At 45.2% G+C, this 13,575-nt stretch carries 16 protein-coding genes; 12 read left to right on the top strand and 4 right to left on the bottom strand.

What is annotated here, in order from left to right; genetic code table 11:
• Window positions 1-227: 227 nt before the first annotated feature.
• The 4 genes from CSH92_RS16010 to CSH92_RS17145 all read left to right on the top strand — a co-directional run bounded on the left by CSH92_RS16010 (window position 228) and on the right by CSH92_RS17145 (window position 3,764).
• Window positions 228-1,469, top strand: a complete 1,242-nt coding sequence (locus CSH92_RS16010; RefSeq protein ID WP_100658661.1) for a malic enzyme-like NAD(P)-binding protein — start codon at window positions 228-230, stop codon at window positions 1,467-1,469.
• Between the two features lie 149 nt (window positions 1,470-1,618).
• On the top strand, window positions 1,619-2,044 hold the full coding sequence (locus tag CSH92_RS16005) for a hypothetical protein (protein ID WP_100658660.1): 426 nt from the start codon (window positions 1,619-1,621) through the stop codon (window positions 2,042-2,044).
• A 284-nt stretch (window positions 2,045-2,328) separates the two neighbouring features.
• The gene (locus tag CSH92_RS16000) at window positions 2,329-3,543 is read left to right on the top strand and encodes an ABC transporter substrate-binding protein (RefSeq protein ID WP_164084774.1); all 1,215 of its coding nucleotides are present in this window, start codon (window positions 2,329-2,331) and stop codon (window positions 3,541-3,543) included.
• Between the two features lie 74 nt (window positions 3,544-3,617).
• On the top strand, window positions 3,618-3,764 hold the full coding sequence (locus tag CSH92_RS17145; RefSeq protein WP_164084773.1) for a hypothetical protein: 147 nt from the start codon (window positions 3,618-3,620) through the stop codon (window positions 3,762-3,764).
• Here the strand turns inward: CSH92_RS17145 and metJ are convergent.
• Window positions 3,761-4,099: a met regulon transcriptional regulator MetJ gene (gene metJ, locus CSH92_RS15995; RefSeq protein WP_100658658.1), complete on the bottom strand. Its 339-nt coding sequence runs from the start codon at window positions 4,097-4,099 to the stop codon at window positions 3,761-3,763. The genes CSH92_RS17145 and metJ overlap by 4 nt on opposite strands.
• A gap of 171 nt (window positions 4,100-4,270) precedes the next feature.
• Here metJ and metF point away from each other — a divergent pair, with 171 nt between their 5' ends.
• Window positions 4,271-5,155 (top strand): methylenetetrahydrofolate reductase, encoded by an 885-nt coding sequence (gene metF / locus CSH92_RS15990; RefSeq protein WP_100658657.1) that lies wholly within the window; start codon window positions 4,271-4,273, stop codon window positions 5,153-5,155.
• A gap of 51 nt (window positions 5,156-5,206) precedes the next feature.
• Window positions 5,207-6,085: a virulence factor BrkB family protein gene (locus CSH92_RS15985; RefSeq protein ID WP_100658656.1), complete on the top strand. Its 879-nt coding sequence runs from the start codon at window positions 5,207-5,209 to the stop codon at window positions 6,083-6,085.
• Window positions 6,086-6,143: 58 nt separating this feature from the next.
• On the opposite strand, the gene CSH92_RS15980 is transcribed toward CSH92_RS15985, so the two are convergent.
• Together CSH92_RS15980 and CSH92_RS15975 are read right to left on the bottom strand one after the other, a co-directional pair.
• Window positions 6,144-6,776, bottom strand: coding sequence for a DUF2959 domain-containing protein (locus CSH92_RS15980; RefSeq protein WP_100658655.1), 633 nt, complete (start codon window positions 6,774-6,776; stop codon window positions 6,144-6,146).
• Window positions 6,776-7,009 (bottom strand): hypothetical protein, encoded by a 234-nt coding sequence (locus tag CSH92_RS15975; protein ID WP_100658654.1) that lies wholly within the window; start codon window positions 7,007-7,009, stop codon window positions 6,776-6,778. Before CSH92_RS15975 ends, CSH92_RS15980 begins: the two co-directional genes overlap by 1 nt.
• A 92-nt stretch (window positions 7,010-7,101) precedes the next feature.
• Here CSH92_RS15975 and pip point away from each other — a divergent pair, with 92 nt between their 5' ends.
• Genes pip through CSH92_RS15950 form a run of 5 tightly spaced genes read left to right on the top strand, consistent with a single transcriptional unit; the run spans window position 7,102 to window position 11,138 of the window.
• Complete coding sequence (gene pip, locus CSH92_RS15970; RefSeq protein ID WP_100658653.1) at window positions 7,102-8,070, top strand: prolyl aminopeptidase; 969 nt, start codon at window positions 7,102-7,104, stop codon at window positions 8,068-8,070.
• Complete coding sequence (gene dtd / locus CSH92_RS15965; RefSeq protein WP_100658652.1) at window positions 8,067-8,504, top strand: D-aminoacyl-tRNA deacylase; 438 nt, start codon at window positions 8,067-8,069, stop codon at window positions 8,502-8,504. The genes pip and dtd overlap by 4 nt, the downstream gene beginning before the upstream one ends.
• Before the next feature lie 60 nt (window positions 8,505-8,564).
• The gene (locus tag CSH92_RS15960; RefSeq protein ID WP_100658651.1) at window positions 8,565-9,482 is read left to right on the top strand and encodes a bifunctional GNAT family N-acetyltransferase/hotdog fold thioesterase; all 918 of its coding nucleotides are present in this window, start codon (window positions 8,565-8,567) and stop codon (window positions 9,480-9,482) included.
• 1 nt (window position 9,483) lies between these two features.
• Complete coding sequence (purT, locus tag CSH92_RS15955) at window positions 9,484-10,668, top strand: formate-dependent phosphoribosylglycinamide formyltransferase (RefSeq protein WP_100658650.1); 1,185 nt, start codon at window positions 9,484-9,486, stop codon at window positions 10,666-10,668.
• On the top strand, window positions 10,665-11,138 hold the full coding sequence (locus CSH92_RS15950; protein WP_100658649.1) for a SixA phosphatase family protein: 474 nt from the start codon (window positions 10,665-10,667) through the stop codon (window positions 11,136-11,138). The genes purT and CSH92_RS15950 overlap by 4 nt, the downstream gene beginning before the upstream one ends.
• 91 nt (window positions 11,139-11,229) lie before the next feature.
• On the opposite strand, the gene rpoH is transcribed toward CSH92_RS15950, so the two are convergent.
• Window positions 11,230-12,084: an RNA polymerase sigma factor RpoH gene (rpoH, locus tag CSH92_RS15945; RefSeq protein ID WP_100658648.1), complete on the bottom strand. Its 855-nt coding sequence runs from the start codon at window positions 12,082-12,084 to the stop codon at window positions 11,230-11,232.
• A gap of 246 nt (window positions 12,085-12,330) precedes the next feature.
• Here rpoH and CSH92_RS15940 point away from each other — a divergent pair, with 246 nt between their 5' ends.
• Complete coding sequence (locus tag CSH92_RS15940) at window positions 12,331-13,554, top strand: EAL and HDOD domain-containing protein (protein ID WP_100658647.1); 1,224 nt, start codon at window positions 12,331-12,333, stop codon at window positions 13,552-13,554.
• Window positions 13,555-13,575 lie beyond the last annotated feature (21 nt).

Genomic DNA, 13,575 nt, shown 5'->3' with positions numbered 1-13,575 from the left:
TGCCTGCCGCATTATTCCCCTAAACTTATAAACCAAGCCATGCACATTCATGAAATTAATGTGTGTTATTTTTGCGCTGCCTTTAATTGGTATTACCTTTAGTTTTCGCTATGCTGATCGCGTGCACATCCGATATGCCGCGTATATCGAGTGTGATAGATTATCGAAATAAAAAAACAGCGTATAAACGCAAACCCTACAGCACACACTATCAAGGAATTCGACGCATGTCTGACTTTCGCCAACAAGCATTAGACTATCACGCTAAGCCAACCCCAGGAAAAATCAAAGTAGAGCTAAGTAAGCCAGCCAACAGCGTCAAAGATCTCGCCCTTGCCTACAGTCCTGGCGTTGCCGAACCCGTGCGCGAGATTGCCGACGACCCAAACGCGGCTTATCAGTACACCGCAAAAGGCAATATGGTCGCAGTGATTTCCAACGGCACAGCAATATTAGGCTTGGGCAACTTAGGCCCACTTGCCTCTAAACCGGTAATGGAAGGTAAGGCGTTGTTGTTTAAACATTTCGCCGGGATTGACTCGATTGACATCGAAGTAAAACACCGCACGACAGAAGAGTTTATCAACACTGTCGCGAATATTGCAGATACCTTTGGTGGTATTAATCTGGAAGACATCAAGGCACCAGAGTGTTTTGAGATTGAGCAGGCGTTAATTCAACGTTGTAAAATTCCAGTGTTTCACGATGATCAACACGGTACTGCAATCGTTACTGCTGCGGGCATGTTAAATGCGCTAGAGATCCAAGGTAAAGAATTACATGATGCGATCATTGTGTGTCTTGGTGCTGGAGCTGCTGCGGTTGCCTGTATGGAACTACTCATCAAGTGTGGTGCACAGCGTGAGAAAATCTACATGTTAGATCGCAAAGGTGTTATTCACACTCGCCGCGACGATCTGACGCCACACAAAATGCTATTTGCCAACAATACTGATAAGCGCACCCTCGATGACGTGATGGCCGGCGCTGATATCTTTGTAGGTGTATCGGGACCTGATTTATTGCCCCCAGAAACCTTAAAGCTTATGGCACCCAATCCGATTGTATTTGCCTGCTCAAATCCAGATCCGGAAATCCGCCCCGAATTAGCGCATGAAGTTCGTGATGATTTGATTATGGCTACTGGGCGCTCTGATTACCCTAATCAGGTCAATAATGTATTGTGTTTCCCATTTATTTTCCGCGGTGCACTTGATGTACGTGCTTCGGCCATTAATGATGAAATGAAAGTGGCGGCGGTAGAAGCGATTCGGCAAGTTTCGAAACTCCCCGTTCCACAAGAGGTACTTGAGGCAAGTGATTCTGAGTCACTGACTTTTGGTAAAGACTACATTATTCCCAAGCCGATGGATCCGCGGTTATGTCAGACTATCGCGAAAGCTGTTGCGCGAGCGGCCGTAGCTTCTGGTGTCGCTCGTATTGACATTCCTGACGGGTATATGGAGTAGTCGTTTTCTCGGCTTAAAAAATACACCCAGAGTACATAAATACTCGGCTCTGGGTTATTTAGGATCCTGCAGTTATCGGTTGGGTAAATTTGTCAGGCGTTAAAAAGTTTTCTACAGTTATAAAGTTACTGGCGTACAAGTGAATTTGCATGGCATTTAGCAGTCATGGTGAGCTCAAAATATGGGTTGCTGACAACATAGTTTATATGGAGTGTTCTGGCGGCTGGAATTTGGAAAAAGCTAAAGAGTTTATTCATGAGCTTAACCACACGATTAACCCCTTGGTTAAGCCGCCCTTTTACGCGGTTGGCATTCTCCATGAAGACTGGATGCCTACCTCAGAAGCTATACCCTATCTCAATGAAGCGACCTGTCGCGCAATCAAGACCGGTTTAGTCAAAGAAGCCTATGTATCAAGCTCTGCAATCTCAGCGAGGGTAACTAAAAGTCTGGTACTTCCACCTGATTGTGAACATTACCAAAGTAGAGAGTTTACTAACCTAAGTGACGCGGTTGCTTGGCTAAAGCAAGATCCAATGCAATCTGATAGTGAGTTGCAACGCCATAGTCCATAGTCCTGCACTGTTCTTTTAACCAAAAAATTTAAATCGTATGCAGCCTTCCTGTGTATTAAAGACGAACTGAATCTTTTTATTAAACGCAAAAAGCCACGATGAAATTCCACGCCGAGCTACACAAAAACATGCTCCTTTTGATAAGTTACCCGTATAGATCAGTCTGTAGGAATTCGTGCTTCTAAACTGCACGTAGGTAGGATATGTTCGCACGCTTAAAATCGCATTGGAAAACCACATTATTCGCGCTTTCGCTATGCATAAACACGGCGTGTTGTTATGCCATGTCTGAGGAGACACAATCGCGCCAAGCCATCCGCTTTGCGGTTAACCCCTCTTCAGTTGCACAACAAGAGCTTTATCATCTATTAGCCCAGCGTTTTGAATTCAAATACCCCAATGTAAAGGTTAAAGTCCTACCCCAGACATTAGAGGCTCATAAACAAAGAGTCATCAATGTGTGTAACGGCGTCGTCACAGATGTTGACATTATGTTGGCCTATGCAGGCACCCAGTTATCTAACTTGATCCAGTGTGAAAAACTGGCAGCGCTCGATAGCCTGTGGAGTGAGCAGCAATTGGGCGAGCGATTCCCTGTTTCGATCCAATCCGTTGTGCGTCGCAACAAGCATTACTTCGCAATCCCTATGGCCTACTATCAATGGGGCATTTATTATCGCAAATCATTGTTTACACAATGGAATATATCTCCGCCTCACGACTGGGCGGAGTTTGTTGCAGTCATTCAACGCCTGCATGAACACGCCATCACCCCGCTCAGTTTTAGTGGTGGCTCTAGCTGGTCAACATTAGCTTGGTTTGATTACCTAACGTTGCGCTTGTTGGGGCGCGAGCATTATCTCGCACTTTTAACCGGTAGCGCGCCTTTCAACAGTCCACAGGTTATTGACGTTTTGCAACATTGGCTGCAAATCATCCAACTTGGCGCATTCGACCCCATTCATGCCCCCCTAACGTGGAATGGTATTTTGCCGTTTTTTTACCGCAGCAAAATTGCCATGATGCTTAACGGCAACTTTTTCCTCGCTCATGTGCCTGAAAGTATTAAAGCTGATATTGGGTTCTTCCCGTTTCCGCGGTTGAAGACTGATATGCCACGCTATGAAGACGCCCCAACAGACGTTGCTGTCGCTCTTAAAGCTGCGATTGACAAACCCTATGTGAAAGAATTTATGTTGTTTCTAGCCGAATTGGATACGCAAACCTTTTTAGCTGAATACGTGGGTAAAATCGCCCCGCACAATGACTTCAAGCCGCGCGATGATTTTTTCTTAGCAACAGGCGCAGAACACCTAGCAAATGCAGACGGTTTGGTGCAATACTTTGATCGGGAAACTAATGTTGAATTTACCCGAGCAGCAGGTGCAATTTTCGTCGAATTTATGCAGCAATCCATCAATGTGAAAGAAACCGCTGAAGCCCTTGAGCAAGCGAGAGAGAAATACTTAGCACCCGGCATCATTCAGAAAAACGATTAAACCGATTGGTTTAAGTCAATTTAATCAATAATCTTGGTTTTTCATACTACAACTGCATTCACTAGGAGTTGACTATGACAAATCTTATCCGGCAAATTAAACGGGCGCTTCACCTGCCACCTGAACAACCGACGACACAACGTTGTAATTACGCGAATAATTATTATGGCGATCAAGTATGTATTCAGTTGCTTAGCGACCCCAATGCCGACGGAGATTAATCTTCCGAAGTGTCTTCCATGGCATCAATATCATCGGGATCCATACCCATTGCACGCATGATATCGCGGGCGGCAGTTGGAATACGATGTGGATTATCTTTACGCAAGTCATCATCATCAGGTAATGGTTGACCGGTAAACGCATGCAAAAAGGCCTCACAAAGCAATTCTGAGTTAGTTGCATGGCGTAAATTGTTAATTTGGCGACGAGTGCGTTCGTCAGTCAACACTTTCAATACGTTGATGGGAATTGAAACGGTGACTTTCTTAACTTGCTCACTTTTCTTTCCGTGCTCTGCATACGGATGGATGTATTTGCCATTCCACTCTGCCATTGGCTAGCCTTTTATTCTTTATTGTTTTAGCGGGGGAAATTCTAACCGCAATTTCGTAAAGGTCAATCAAGCATACAGCAATCACAACAAACTCAATAAGAATGCTTGACTCACCTCGGCATAACATTTAATTTAGACGTCTAAACGTCTATTTGCAAAGTTTTTTCTATTATGGTCTCTTACGCTCAAGGTATTGATGCACTTAATCAGTCGCTCGCCGAACTGAATGACATTGCCGTTTCATTCGAATTTTTCCCGCCCAAGACCGAACAAATGGAAAAAACCCTCTGGAAGTCAATCGAGCGTCTAGCGCCGTTAAAGCCGGCTTATATGTCGGTGACCTATGGCGCAAACAGTGGAGAGCGTGATCGTACCCACGATATAGTGAAACAAATTCAACACCAAGCAGGTGTACCTGCTGTACCTCATTTAACCTGCATCGATGACAGCGAAGAAGAATTAAGAACTATTGCTCGCGACTATTGGAATAATGGCATTCGCCGCATCGTTGCGTTACGTGGTGACTTGCCTCCCGGTGGTGGTAAACCCGCGTTATACGCATCGGATCTGGTAAAATTGCTAAAAGAGGTGGCAGATTTTGATATTTCAGTTGCAGCCTATCCGGAAAAGCATCCTGAAGCCCCCAACGCGCAATTTGATCTACTTAACCTCAAACGTAAAAACGAAGCTGGGGCAAGTGAAGCGATTACGCAGTTCTTTTTTGATACTGAAGTGTTCTTGCGCTTTCGTGACCGTGCTGCTGCCGCAGGCATCGATCTGGATATTGTTCCAGGGATTTTACCGGTAACCAATTATCAAACGCTCCTACGTTTTGCTGCGATGACGAATGTTCATGTGCCGGCCTGGTTGCACAAACATTTTGATGGCTTAGACGAATCTGATCAAACCACACGTAACTTGCTCGGCGCTAATATTGCGATGGATATGGTAAAGGTTTTAGCCAAAGAAGGGGTAAAACATTTCCATTTCTATACACTGAACCGAAGCGAGCTGAGTTTCGCCATTTGCCATATGCTCGGACTTAGACAAGAATAGCCACACATCGATTAATTATTTACGCCCCACGAACAAGGCGTTTGGAAGACTATGGATAAGCTGGTTCACCGTTGGAATGTCATAAAGCCCACACTGGCGCGGCTGGGTGGAACATTTCTTTATCGTTGTAAAGAAGACAAAATAACGGTCTCTGCAGGTCACTTGGCTTATGTGTCGTTATTGTCGTTGGTGCCTTTTATCATGGTGTTTTTCACCTTAATGTCAGCATTTCCAGCCTTTGAAACTGCGCGCGGTAAAATTGAGAATTTTATCTTCAATAACTTTGTACCGGCCTCTGGTGATGTTGTGCAAAACTACATCGGGGAGTTTGTTGGCAACGCCTCGCAAATGGGAGCAATTGGTATTCTCTCGTTGCTTCTGGTTGCTTTACTACTGATTTCTAATGTTGATAAAACCCTTAATGCCATCTGGCGCACACCCAGCGAGCGCCCGCTAATCTATACCTTTGCAATCTATTGGATGGTTATAACTCTGGGGCCATTATTAATTGGTTCGAGCGTCGTCGTCAGTTCTTATCTGGTGGGTCTGGCCAATTTTGCCGAAGAATATACGCCCGGTTTAGGCACCTTCTTTTTAAAATTGGTCCCGAGTTTGACCTCGATTGCAGCCTACTTGATCCTTTTTATGTTAGTGCCCAATCGGCGCGTACGCTTTGTTTATGCCTTAAGTGGGGCTGTGTTATCGACGCTATTATTTGAGCTAACCAAAAAAGGTTTCTCTTTGTACGTCACCAGTTTTCCTTCCTATGAGCTCATTTACGGCGCGCTGGCAGTGATTCCTATACTGTTTGTGTGGATTTATTTGTCTTGGATAGTAGTGTTGTTAGGTGCCGAGTTTACTTGTGCAGTCACTGAAACCTTCGAAAAACGAGTTGAACAAGAACCACGTGAGATGAGTGAGGAGAACTGAGTTGAACGCTTTTTCACACTCAACTCAGTATTTGAACAATAGTTTTTTTTCTTAACCGCTATCCGTTCAGCGACTTAATAAACTGATTAGATTGTTCAATCGCCGCATTCATTTCACCGATCAAGCGACCAACATCTTTACGAATAGTATTCAATTCGCCCTGCAAAGCGCCTACTGCATTCGCATTTAGATTGTGCTTTAAGTAAAGAACGTTGTCTTGCAATGAAGCCAAAACCGGATCCATACTATTTTCAACCTTCCGCATCGCTTTGATCAGCGTGTTGTAGCGACGCTGCGTGTCTTTTAATTGACGCTCGCTATCGCGACGCATATTGGCATTGGAGTAGTTACCCAACTCCTCTTGCCATTCAGCAAACAGTGCCTCAGCGACGCTTTCAACGCTATCAATTCTCGCACTGACCGCTTCAGCTGCAGTTTTGCTTGAATCATACTCATCACTGAGTGCTTCATACACTGCCTGCAGTTCGCCACCATCGAAATTAATCAATGTGCTAAATTGCTCAAGCGCCGAGGAAAACTGCTGTTGTGCATCTTCTTGGCTTTCTCGAGCATCTTCTACACGGTCAACAAGGATATCTCGTTTCTCGACGCCTAATTTCTCCCATGCGGCATAATACGCACTCTGGCAACCACTGAGGAAAAGTACTAATGCGATAAGTAACGCGCGCATTAGCTAGCGCCTTTGTAACGGGCAGCATCAATAATCGCCCAAACGTGGAAAATAAAACCAGGTACAGCCATAAAGAATAAAATTCCGGTTGCCGCCAGTGCGTAGTTCACCCACACCAACACGAAAAAGACTAACGCGGCCAAAATCCGTCCTTGCACCAATTGGCCTAAACCAGCAATAAAAAAACTACAAATAGCTGCAATTACATTTCCGCCTGAACCTTGTCCTGACATATTTCTTTCTCCATAACTGTTGAATTTGCAATCAAAGTGTTCTTAACATAGGCGAACACCTGTTCGACTACAAGTGGAATAATACAAAAAGAATGCCAAATCTGTACCCTGATCTTGCGCCATACCAAACCACTACGTTAGATGTAGGTGATGAGCACACTCTGTTTGTTGAAATGAGTGGCAATCCTAACGGCATTCCCGTGCTTTTCATCCACGGCGGACCTGGGGCGGGGCTAAATCCTATCTATCGACGCTTTTTCAATCCGGAGCACTATCACATCATCGGATTTGACCAACGTGGATGCGGTAAAAGTGTTCCGTTCGCGGCACTACATGCAAACACAACCGATCATTTAGTCGCTGATATTGAGCAAATTCGCCAATTTTTAGGTATTTCTTCATGGCTGGTTTTTGGTGGATCATGGGGTTCAACCCTTGCACTAGTCTACAGTATTCGATTTCCACAACATGTCTCTGGATTGATCCTGCGCGGTACGTTTTTGGCTCGGCAACAGGATATCGATTGGTTTTTGCGGCCTGACTGTGGCGCCGCGAGTGTTTATCCTGAAGCCTACGCAGAATTTGCCAAGCCAGTTGACTTTGCTGCCACAAGTGAAGATATATGCAACCGTTATTACTCCATTTTCAATACTGCAGACGAAGTCACTCAAGCGCATGCGCTGCAAGCTTGGTATAGCTGGGAAGAGCGCATATCGAAGCTCGTATTACCCTACCCCAACGTTTTGGTGCATCAACACTTTCACTTAGTTAAAAGTTTGGCCTTGTTAGAATGTCATTATTTAAAGCATCAATGCTTTATTCCCGAAAACTATATTCTCGACAATATCGCTAACATAGCGCACATTCCTGCAACCATCATTCATGGTCGTTACGACATGATTTGTAAAGCGGAGGCAGCGTATGCATTGCATCAACAATGGGAAAACAGCCAGTTGCTATATGTGCCCGATGCTGGGCATAGCACCAGTGAAGAAGGCATTGCCAATGCACTGCGGAAAGCCACAGACGAGTTTTATAAATATATCAGTAGGGCAAAATGATAGGTTTAATCCAGCGAGTCACAGAAGCTAGCGTTAGCATTGATAACCAATGTGTGGGAAGCATTAATTCAGGCTTATTATTGTTGCTCGGCGTTGAACGCAATGACGATACAGCACTCGCTGACAAGTTACTTAAAAAGATCTTAAATTACCGCGTATTTTCTGATCCGGAAGGACGCATGAACCTCAACTTACAGCAGGTTGGTGGTGGCCTGCTGGTAGTTTCACAATTTACCTTGGTGGCAGACACTCAAAAAGGCACACGCCCTGGCTTTTCCAAAGGGGCATCTCCACAACTGGGTGAAGAGTTGTTTGCGTATTTTGTCGCCCAAGCTCGGGCATTACATTCACCTGTTGAGTGTGGCGTGTTTGGTGCAGATATGCAGATTGCGCTGATCAATGATGGTCCCGTAACTTTCTGGCTCACTAGCTAACTTGCCGACTACCTAACAATAAGGTCTAATGTTTATCTTCCAAAATTAAGCGAGTCTTTTGTGTATAAAATAGCCACGCCAAGCAGCGACGAAGAGTTTGAGCACTACTTTGATTTTCGCTGGCAATTGTTACGTAAACCCTGGAACTTCCCGCCAGGTAGTGAAAAAGATGAATATGAGAGTGTCGCAGAGCATCGCATGATCGTCGATGGCAAAGGCGAAATTGTGGCCGTTGGTAGGGTTCACCTAAATACCTCGGAAGAAGCTCAAGTTAGACATATCGCCGTATCGCTTGATCATCAACGTAAAGGGCTAGGGCAAATGATATTGTCGGCGCTTGAAGCCGTCGCTCGTCAGCTGGGCGCGACTCGTGCGATTACTAATAGCCGCGAAACATCCATCGCGTTCTTCGAGTCCTGTGGCTACAAAGTCGAAGCTCAGGCACCGAATGAACTCAATAAGCTTAAACGCAGCCAAATGGTCAAAGAGCTTACTGAGAAAAATGTCTTGATGCTGCATCCCAAATGGTGTGCAGAATTGCAAGCCACTTGGTCAGATACCATCCCTATTTCCGAGCATATGGGCATAAAAATCTATCAGTATAGTGGCCGCACACTAGAGACTCGAGCATCGTTAAATAAGAACATCAATGTCCACGGTACCATGTTTGCGGGCAGTATTTTTTCACTTGCTACCTTAACCGGCTGGGGCATGATCCATTTGCAGCTCAAGCAGCAAGGACTCGACGGCGATATCGTTCTCGGTGATGGAGATATTCACTACCATAAACCAATCACGATGCAGCCACGCGCTATTTGCAATATTGAGTCCGTCAACGCTAAGTTTGAAACGCTGGCCAATGGGAAAAAATGCCCGGTTAAACTGAGTGTTGATATTCTCGACGGAGATAATGCCGTGGCCGAATTTAGTGGTGTGTTTTGGGTGCTGCCGCTGCCCGCAGCAAAAAATGGAGATTAAGATGCCTGCTATCGGTACCCCTTTTAGCTCCAGTGCGACGCGCGTGATGTTGCTTGGCGCTGGCGAATTAGGTAAAGAAGTAGTTATAGAGTTGCAGCGCCTCGGCTGTGAGGTTATTGCGTGTGACCGCTATGCAAACGCCCCTGCAATGCAAGTGGCTGACCGTGCACACGTATTTTCGATGTTAGATGCTGAACAACTGCGCGCTGCGGTGATGACAGAGAAACCCCATTATATCGTGCCGGAAATCGAAGCCATTGCGACTGCAGAACTTTTACGGCTAGAACAAGAGGGATTTACTGTCGTACCCTCAGCAAATGCGGTTCATACTACTATGAACCGCGAGGGGATCCGGCGCTTAGCAGCCGAGCAACTCAACATACCAACCTCGCCTTATCAGTTCGCTGACAATTACGCTGATTTTAAGCAGGCCATAGAAGCGATTGGCTACCCGTGTTTTGTTAAGCCAATCATGAGTTCATCAGGTAAAGGTCAATCTCGCCTAACGGGCCCTGAGGATATTGAAGCCGCGTGGCAATATGCTCAGGAAGGTGGGCGCGCGGGCAAGGGACGAGTGATTGTCGAAGGCCAAGTTAATTTCGATTATGAAATAACCCTACTAACCATTCAGCATAGTGAGGGTGTGAGTTTTTGCCAGCCCATTGGCCATCGCCAAGAGCAGGGTGATTACCGAGAATCCTGGCAACCGCAAGCCATGTCGGCTGCAGCATTAACCAACGCGCAAGCAATCGCGTCTAAAGTAACGGCAGCGCTAGGTGGCTATGGTTTGTTTGGCGTTGAATTATTTATTCAAGGCGATAAAGTGATTTTTAGTGAGGTTTCACCGCGTCCTCATGACACCGGACTCGTGACTTTAATTTCGCAGCCATTGTCCGAATTTGCACTGCACGCGCGGGCGTTCCTTGGCTTACCGATCCCCAACATTAGGCAATTAGGTCACGCCGCTTCTGCCGTAATATTGGTTTCCGGAGATACCTCAGATATTCAATACACGGCGTTGGAGCAAGCACTTTGCATACCCGACACCGATCTGCGCTTATTTGGTAAACCGGCGGTACAGGGAACTCGTCGCATGGGTGTGGCATTAGCACTGGGAGATAGCATTGAAGGCGCAGTTTCCACTGCCCAACAAGCCGCGGCTGCAGTGAAGGTAATATTAGGATGAAAGGATTACTCCTTGGGTTGATGCTGTTCTGCTTGCAGACGAGTGCCTTGGCACAAACCTACTACGTGCTACGGCATTTTGAAAAAGCGCCAACACCCGACGATCCGCCCCTTTCAACCCGCGGAATACAGCAAGCGAACGCGTTAGCTGCATTACTGAATGACAAAGACATTCAGTGTATCTATTCAACGAATTACCAGCGCACTCTACAATCAGTCACGCCGCTTGCCAACGCGCTTTCAATAAAAGTGCAATTGTACGATCCCCGTCAACCTGAAAAGTTAATCAACAGCCTAACAACAACGCAGGGAGATTGCGTTATAGTTGGCCACAGCAATACGGTTCCTGATTTGGTCGAGCGCCTTGGCGGCACCGGTGCGCCGTTGACGGAAAAAGATTATGGCGATGTATTTATATTAGTGAAAGATAAGCTGCGTCTCTTGGACCAACACCACATCGTAATCAAGTAGTAAAAAGCATTGTTTGCAATTAGAGCCTTAGTGCGGCCAATAAAAAACGCCGACTAAAGCCGGCGTTTATAGTGAGATTAAACGTACCAGATTACGCTGCCATTGCTGAATGCAATTTTTTCATCGCATTCTTTTCAATCTGGCGAACGCGCTCGGCCGATACCTGATATTTATCAGCCAAATCTTGCAGTGTGGTTTTATCATCGGATAGCCAGCGTGTTTCAATGATTTCCTGACTGCGAGCATCCAAGGTTTTAATCGCTGCATATAGACGCTTCGATGCGCGTTGATCCCAGTTGTTATCAATCACATCTTGCTCAACATCGGCTGACTTATCTTCTAGATACTGTACCGGGGCAAAATTGCCGCTTTCGTCATCATCAGCAGATAAATCAAACGCCGTATCTTGGCTGCTCATGCGCGCTTCCATTTGCAACACTTCTTTTGTGCTAACGCCCAATTCTTCCGCAACTTTTTGAACTTCTTCGTGTGTAAACCAGCCCAAGCGTTTCTTTGCTTTGCGCAAGTTGAAGAACAACTTACGTTGCGCCTTCGTTGTAGCAACTTTAACAATGCGCCAATTTTTCAGAACAAACTCGTGAATTTCCGCTTTGATCCAATGCACTGCAAAAGACACCAGACGCACGCCTACCGAAGGATCGAAGCGCTTCACCGCTTTCATTAACCCAATGTTACCTTCTTGAATAAGATCGGCTTGGGGTAAACCATAGCCTGCGTATGATTTGGCAATGTGGACAACAAATCTAAGGTGCGACATGACCAATTTTCTGGCCGCACCTAAATCTTCTTCTTCACGTAAGCGAATCGCTAACTCACGTTCCTCTTCAGCTGTTAGCATGTCTATACCGCTAACCGCTTGAATGTAGCTCTCGATACTGCCACTGAGAGGAACAGACAATGCCATGGATTGCATTTTTGAACTCATGTGTTACCTCTAATAAATATCCGAAAAGTGTAGCAAAGCCACCGTACTAAAACTACCTACTTATACGACGATCACCGCGTTTTCGGTCAATTATTTATCGGATTCCCTGTTAACCTAGTCAATATGGTGATGATTTCGCCTAATTCAAGACCGTTAATTGTATAAAAAAGTTTCATTTTTTAGCAATCAACGTACAATTTCGTAATAATTGTGGTGTTTCTGCCACTCCAGAGAATTGTTGTTATTATGTTTGCATATGTCGCTCGACAACCCATCGTTGATACCGAAAAAAACGTCTTTGCATACGAATTGTTATTTCGCAACGGAGAACAAAATTGTTTTCCTGAAATCAACGCTGACGAAGCCACCTCGAAAATACTAACCGGAAATCACTTATCGTTGGGCATAGAAGAGGTAAGTTGCAATAAAACTGCGTTTATTAACTTTCACCAAGATACGCTACTTTATCGTTTTCCGACCTCGCTTGATGCCAACGTGGTAGTGATCGAAATCGTCGAAACCGTGAAGGTAACTAAAGAGCTAGTCAGTGCATGTAAGCATATTCGTGATTTGGGCTACAAACTGGCCCTCGACGATTATGATTTAGACCCTAAGTGGGACCCATTTTTACCGTTTGTACACTTTGTTAAAATTGACATTCAGGCGGTAAGCTCTGAACAAGTCGCCGAGAAATTACCCGCGCTAAAAGAGACTAAAACCAAGTTGGTTGCCGAGAAAGTCGAAACTTTGGAAGAGTTTGAACAATACAAAGCCCTCGGCTTTGATTACTTTCAAGGCTATTTTCTTGCCAGACCAGAGATCGTTAAAAATAAGCAAATGGGCGCATCAAAACTATCACTGCTAGAATTGGTCGCGGTTAGTTCAAGCGCTACATTTGATTATGATAAGGTAAATGAGGTTTTACAGCGTGATGTCGGGCTGTCATTCATGTTATTACGGTTTATCAATAACCCTTTATTTAACAAGCGCAATAAAATCACTTCATTACGCCACGCTCTTACCTATATGGGCGAGATTGAAGTTAAGAAGTTTATTGCATTGCTTGCATTGGCAAATTTAAGTGAAGGCAAGCCCATCGAGCTGATGCATATGTCACTGGTGCGGGCTAAATTTTGTGAGCTTATCTCATTGCTGTTAAAAGAAAGGGAAAATCCGCCGACGGGATTTTTAACCGGGCTATTCTCTTTGATTGATACTATTTTGGATCAATCAATGCAATCGCTGGTGGAAAAGCTACCTCTGGCCGATAACGTTAAATCAGCGCTTATTGGGAATGAAAATTTATTACGCGCATGCGTGAACGTTGCCAGGGCATTTGAAGTCGGCAATTGGCCTGCAGTAGCGCGCTTTTCGAAGCAATACGGCATTGAACAAACAGTCATTCACAGATTTTATAATGAAGCGATGAAATGGGGGCACGCCATGAAACAAAGTGCTCTAAGCGAATAAACGCATACCGGCTGAAGTAAA

The organism is Neoalteromonas flava (assembly GCF_002807685.1).
GTDB lineage: Bacteria > Pseudomonadota > Gammaproteobacteria > Enterobacterales > Alteromonadaceae > Alteromonas_E > Alteromonas_E flava.
Note: the sequence above shows the minus strand (reverse complement) of the source record. Positions and strands in the feature narration are given on the sequence as shown.

Excerpts from the sequence above, each read along its gene's own strand:
- CSH92_RS17145 (WP_164084773.1), top strand. The coding sequence starts at position 3,618 with ATGACAAATCTTATCCGGCAAATTAAACGGGCGCTTCACCTGCCACCT.
- metJ (WP_100658658.1), bottom strand. The coding sequence starts at position 4,099 with ATGGCAGAGTGGAATGGCAAATACATCCATCCGTATGCAGAGCACGGA.
- CSH92_RS16010 (WP_100658661.1), top strand. The coding sequence starts at position 228 with ATGTCTGACTTTCGCCAACAAGCATTAGACTATCACGCTAAGCCAACC.
- dtd (WP_100658652.1), top strand. The coding sequence starts at position 8,067 with ATGATAGGTTTAATCCAGCGAGTCACAGAAGCTAGCGTTAGCATTGAT.
- purT (WP_100658650.1), top strand. The coding sequence starts at position 9,484 with ATGCCTGCTATCGGTACCCCTTTTAGCTCCAGTGCGACGCGCGTGATG.
- pip (WP_100658653.1), top strand. The coding sequence starts at position 7,102 with ATGCCAAATCTGTACCCTGATCTTGCGCCATACCAAACCACTACGTTA.
- CSH92_RS15940 (WP_100658647.1), top strand. The coding sequence starts at position 12,331 with ATGTTTGCATATGTCGCTCGACAACCCATCGTTGATACCGAAAAAAAC.
- rpoH (WP_100658648.1), bottom strand. The coding sequence starts at position 12,084 with ATGAGTTCAAAAATGCAATCCATGGCATTGTCTGTTCCTCTCAGTGGC.
- CSH92_RS15980 (WP_100658655.1), bottom strand. The coding sequence starts at position 6,776 with ATGCGCGCGTTACTTATCGCATTAGTACTTTTCCTCAGTGGTTGCCAG.
- CSH92_RS15950 (WP_100658649.1), top strand. The coding sequence starts at position 10,665 with ATGAAAGGATTACTCCTTGGGTTGATGCTGTTCTGCTTGCAGACGAGT.
- CSH92_RS15975 (WP_100658654.1), bottom strand. The coding sequence starts at position 7,009 with ATGTCAGGACAAGGTTCAGGCGGAAATGTAATTGCAGCTATTTGTAGT.
- CSH92_RS16000 (WP_164084774.1), top strand. The coding sequence starts at position 2,329 with ATGTCTGAGGAGACACAATCGCGCCAAGCCATCCGCTTTGCGGTTAAC.
- CSH92_RS16005 (WP_100658660.1), top strand. The coding sequence starts at position 1,619 with ATGGCATTTAGCAGTCATGGTGAGCTCAAAATATGGGTTGCTGACAAC.
- CSH92_RS15985 (WP_100658656.1), top strand. The coding sequence starts at position 5,207 with ATGGATAAGCTGGTTCACCGTTGGAATGTCATAAAGCCCACACTGGCG.
- metF (WP_100658657.1), top strand. The coding sequence starts at position 4,271 with ATGGTCTCTTACGCTCAAGGTATTGATGCACTTAATCAGTCGCTCGCC.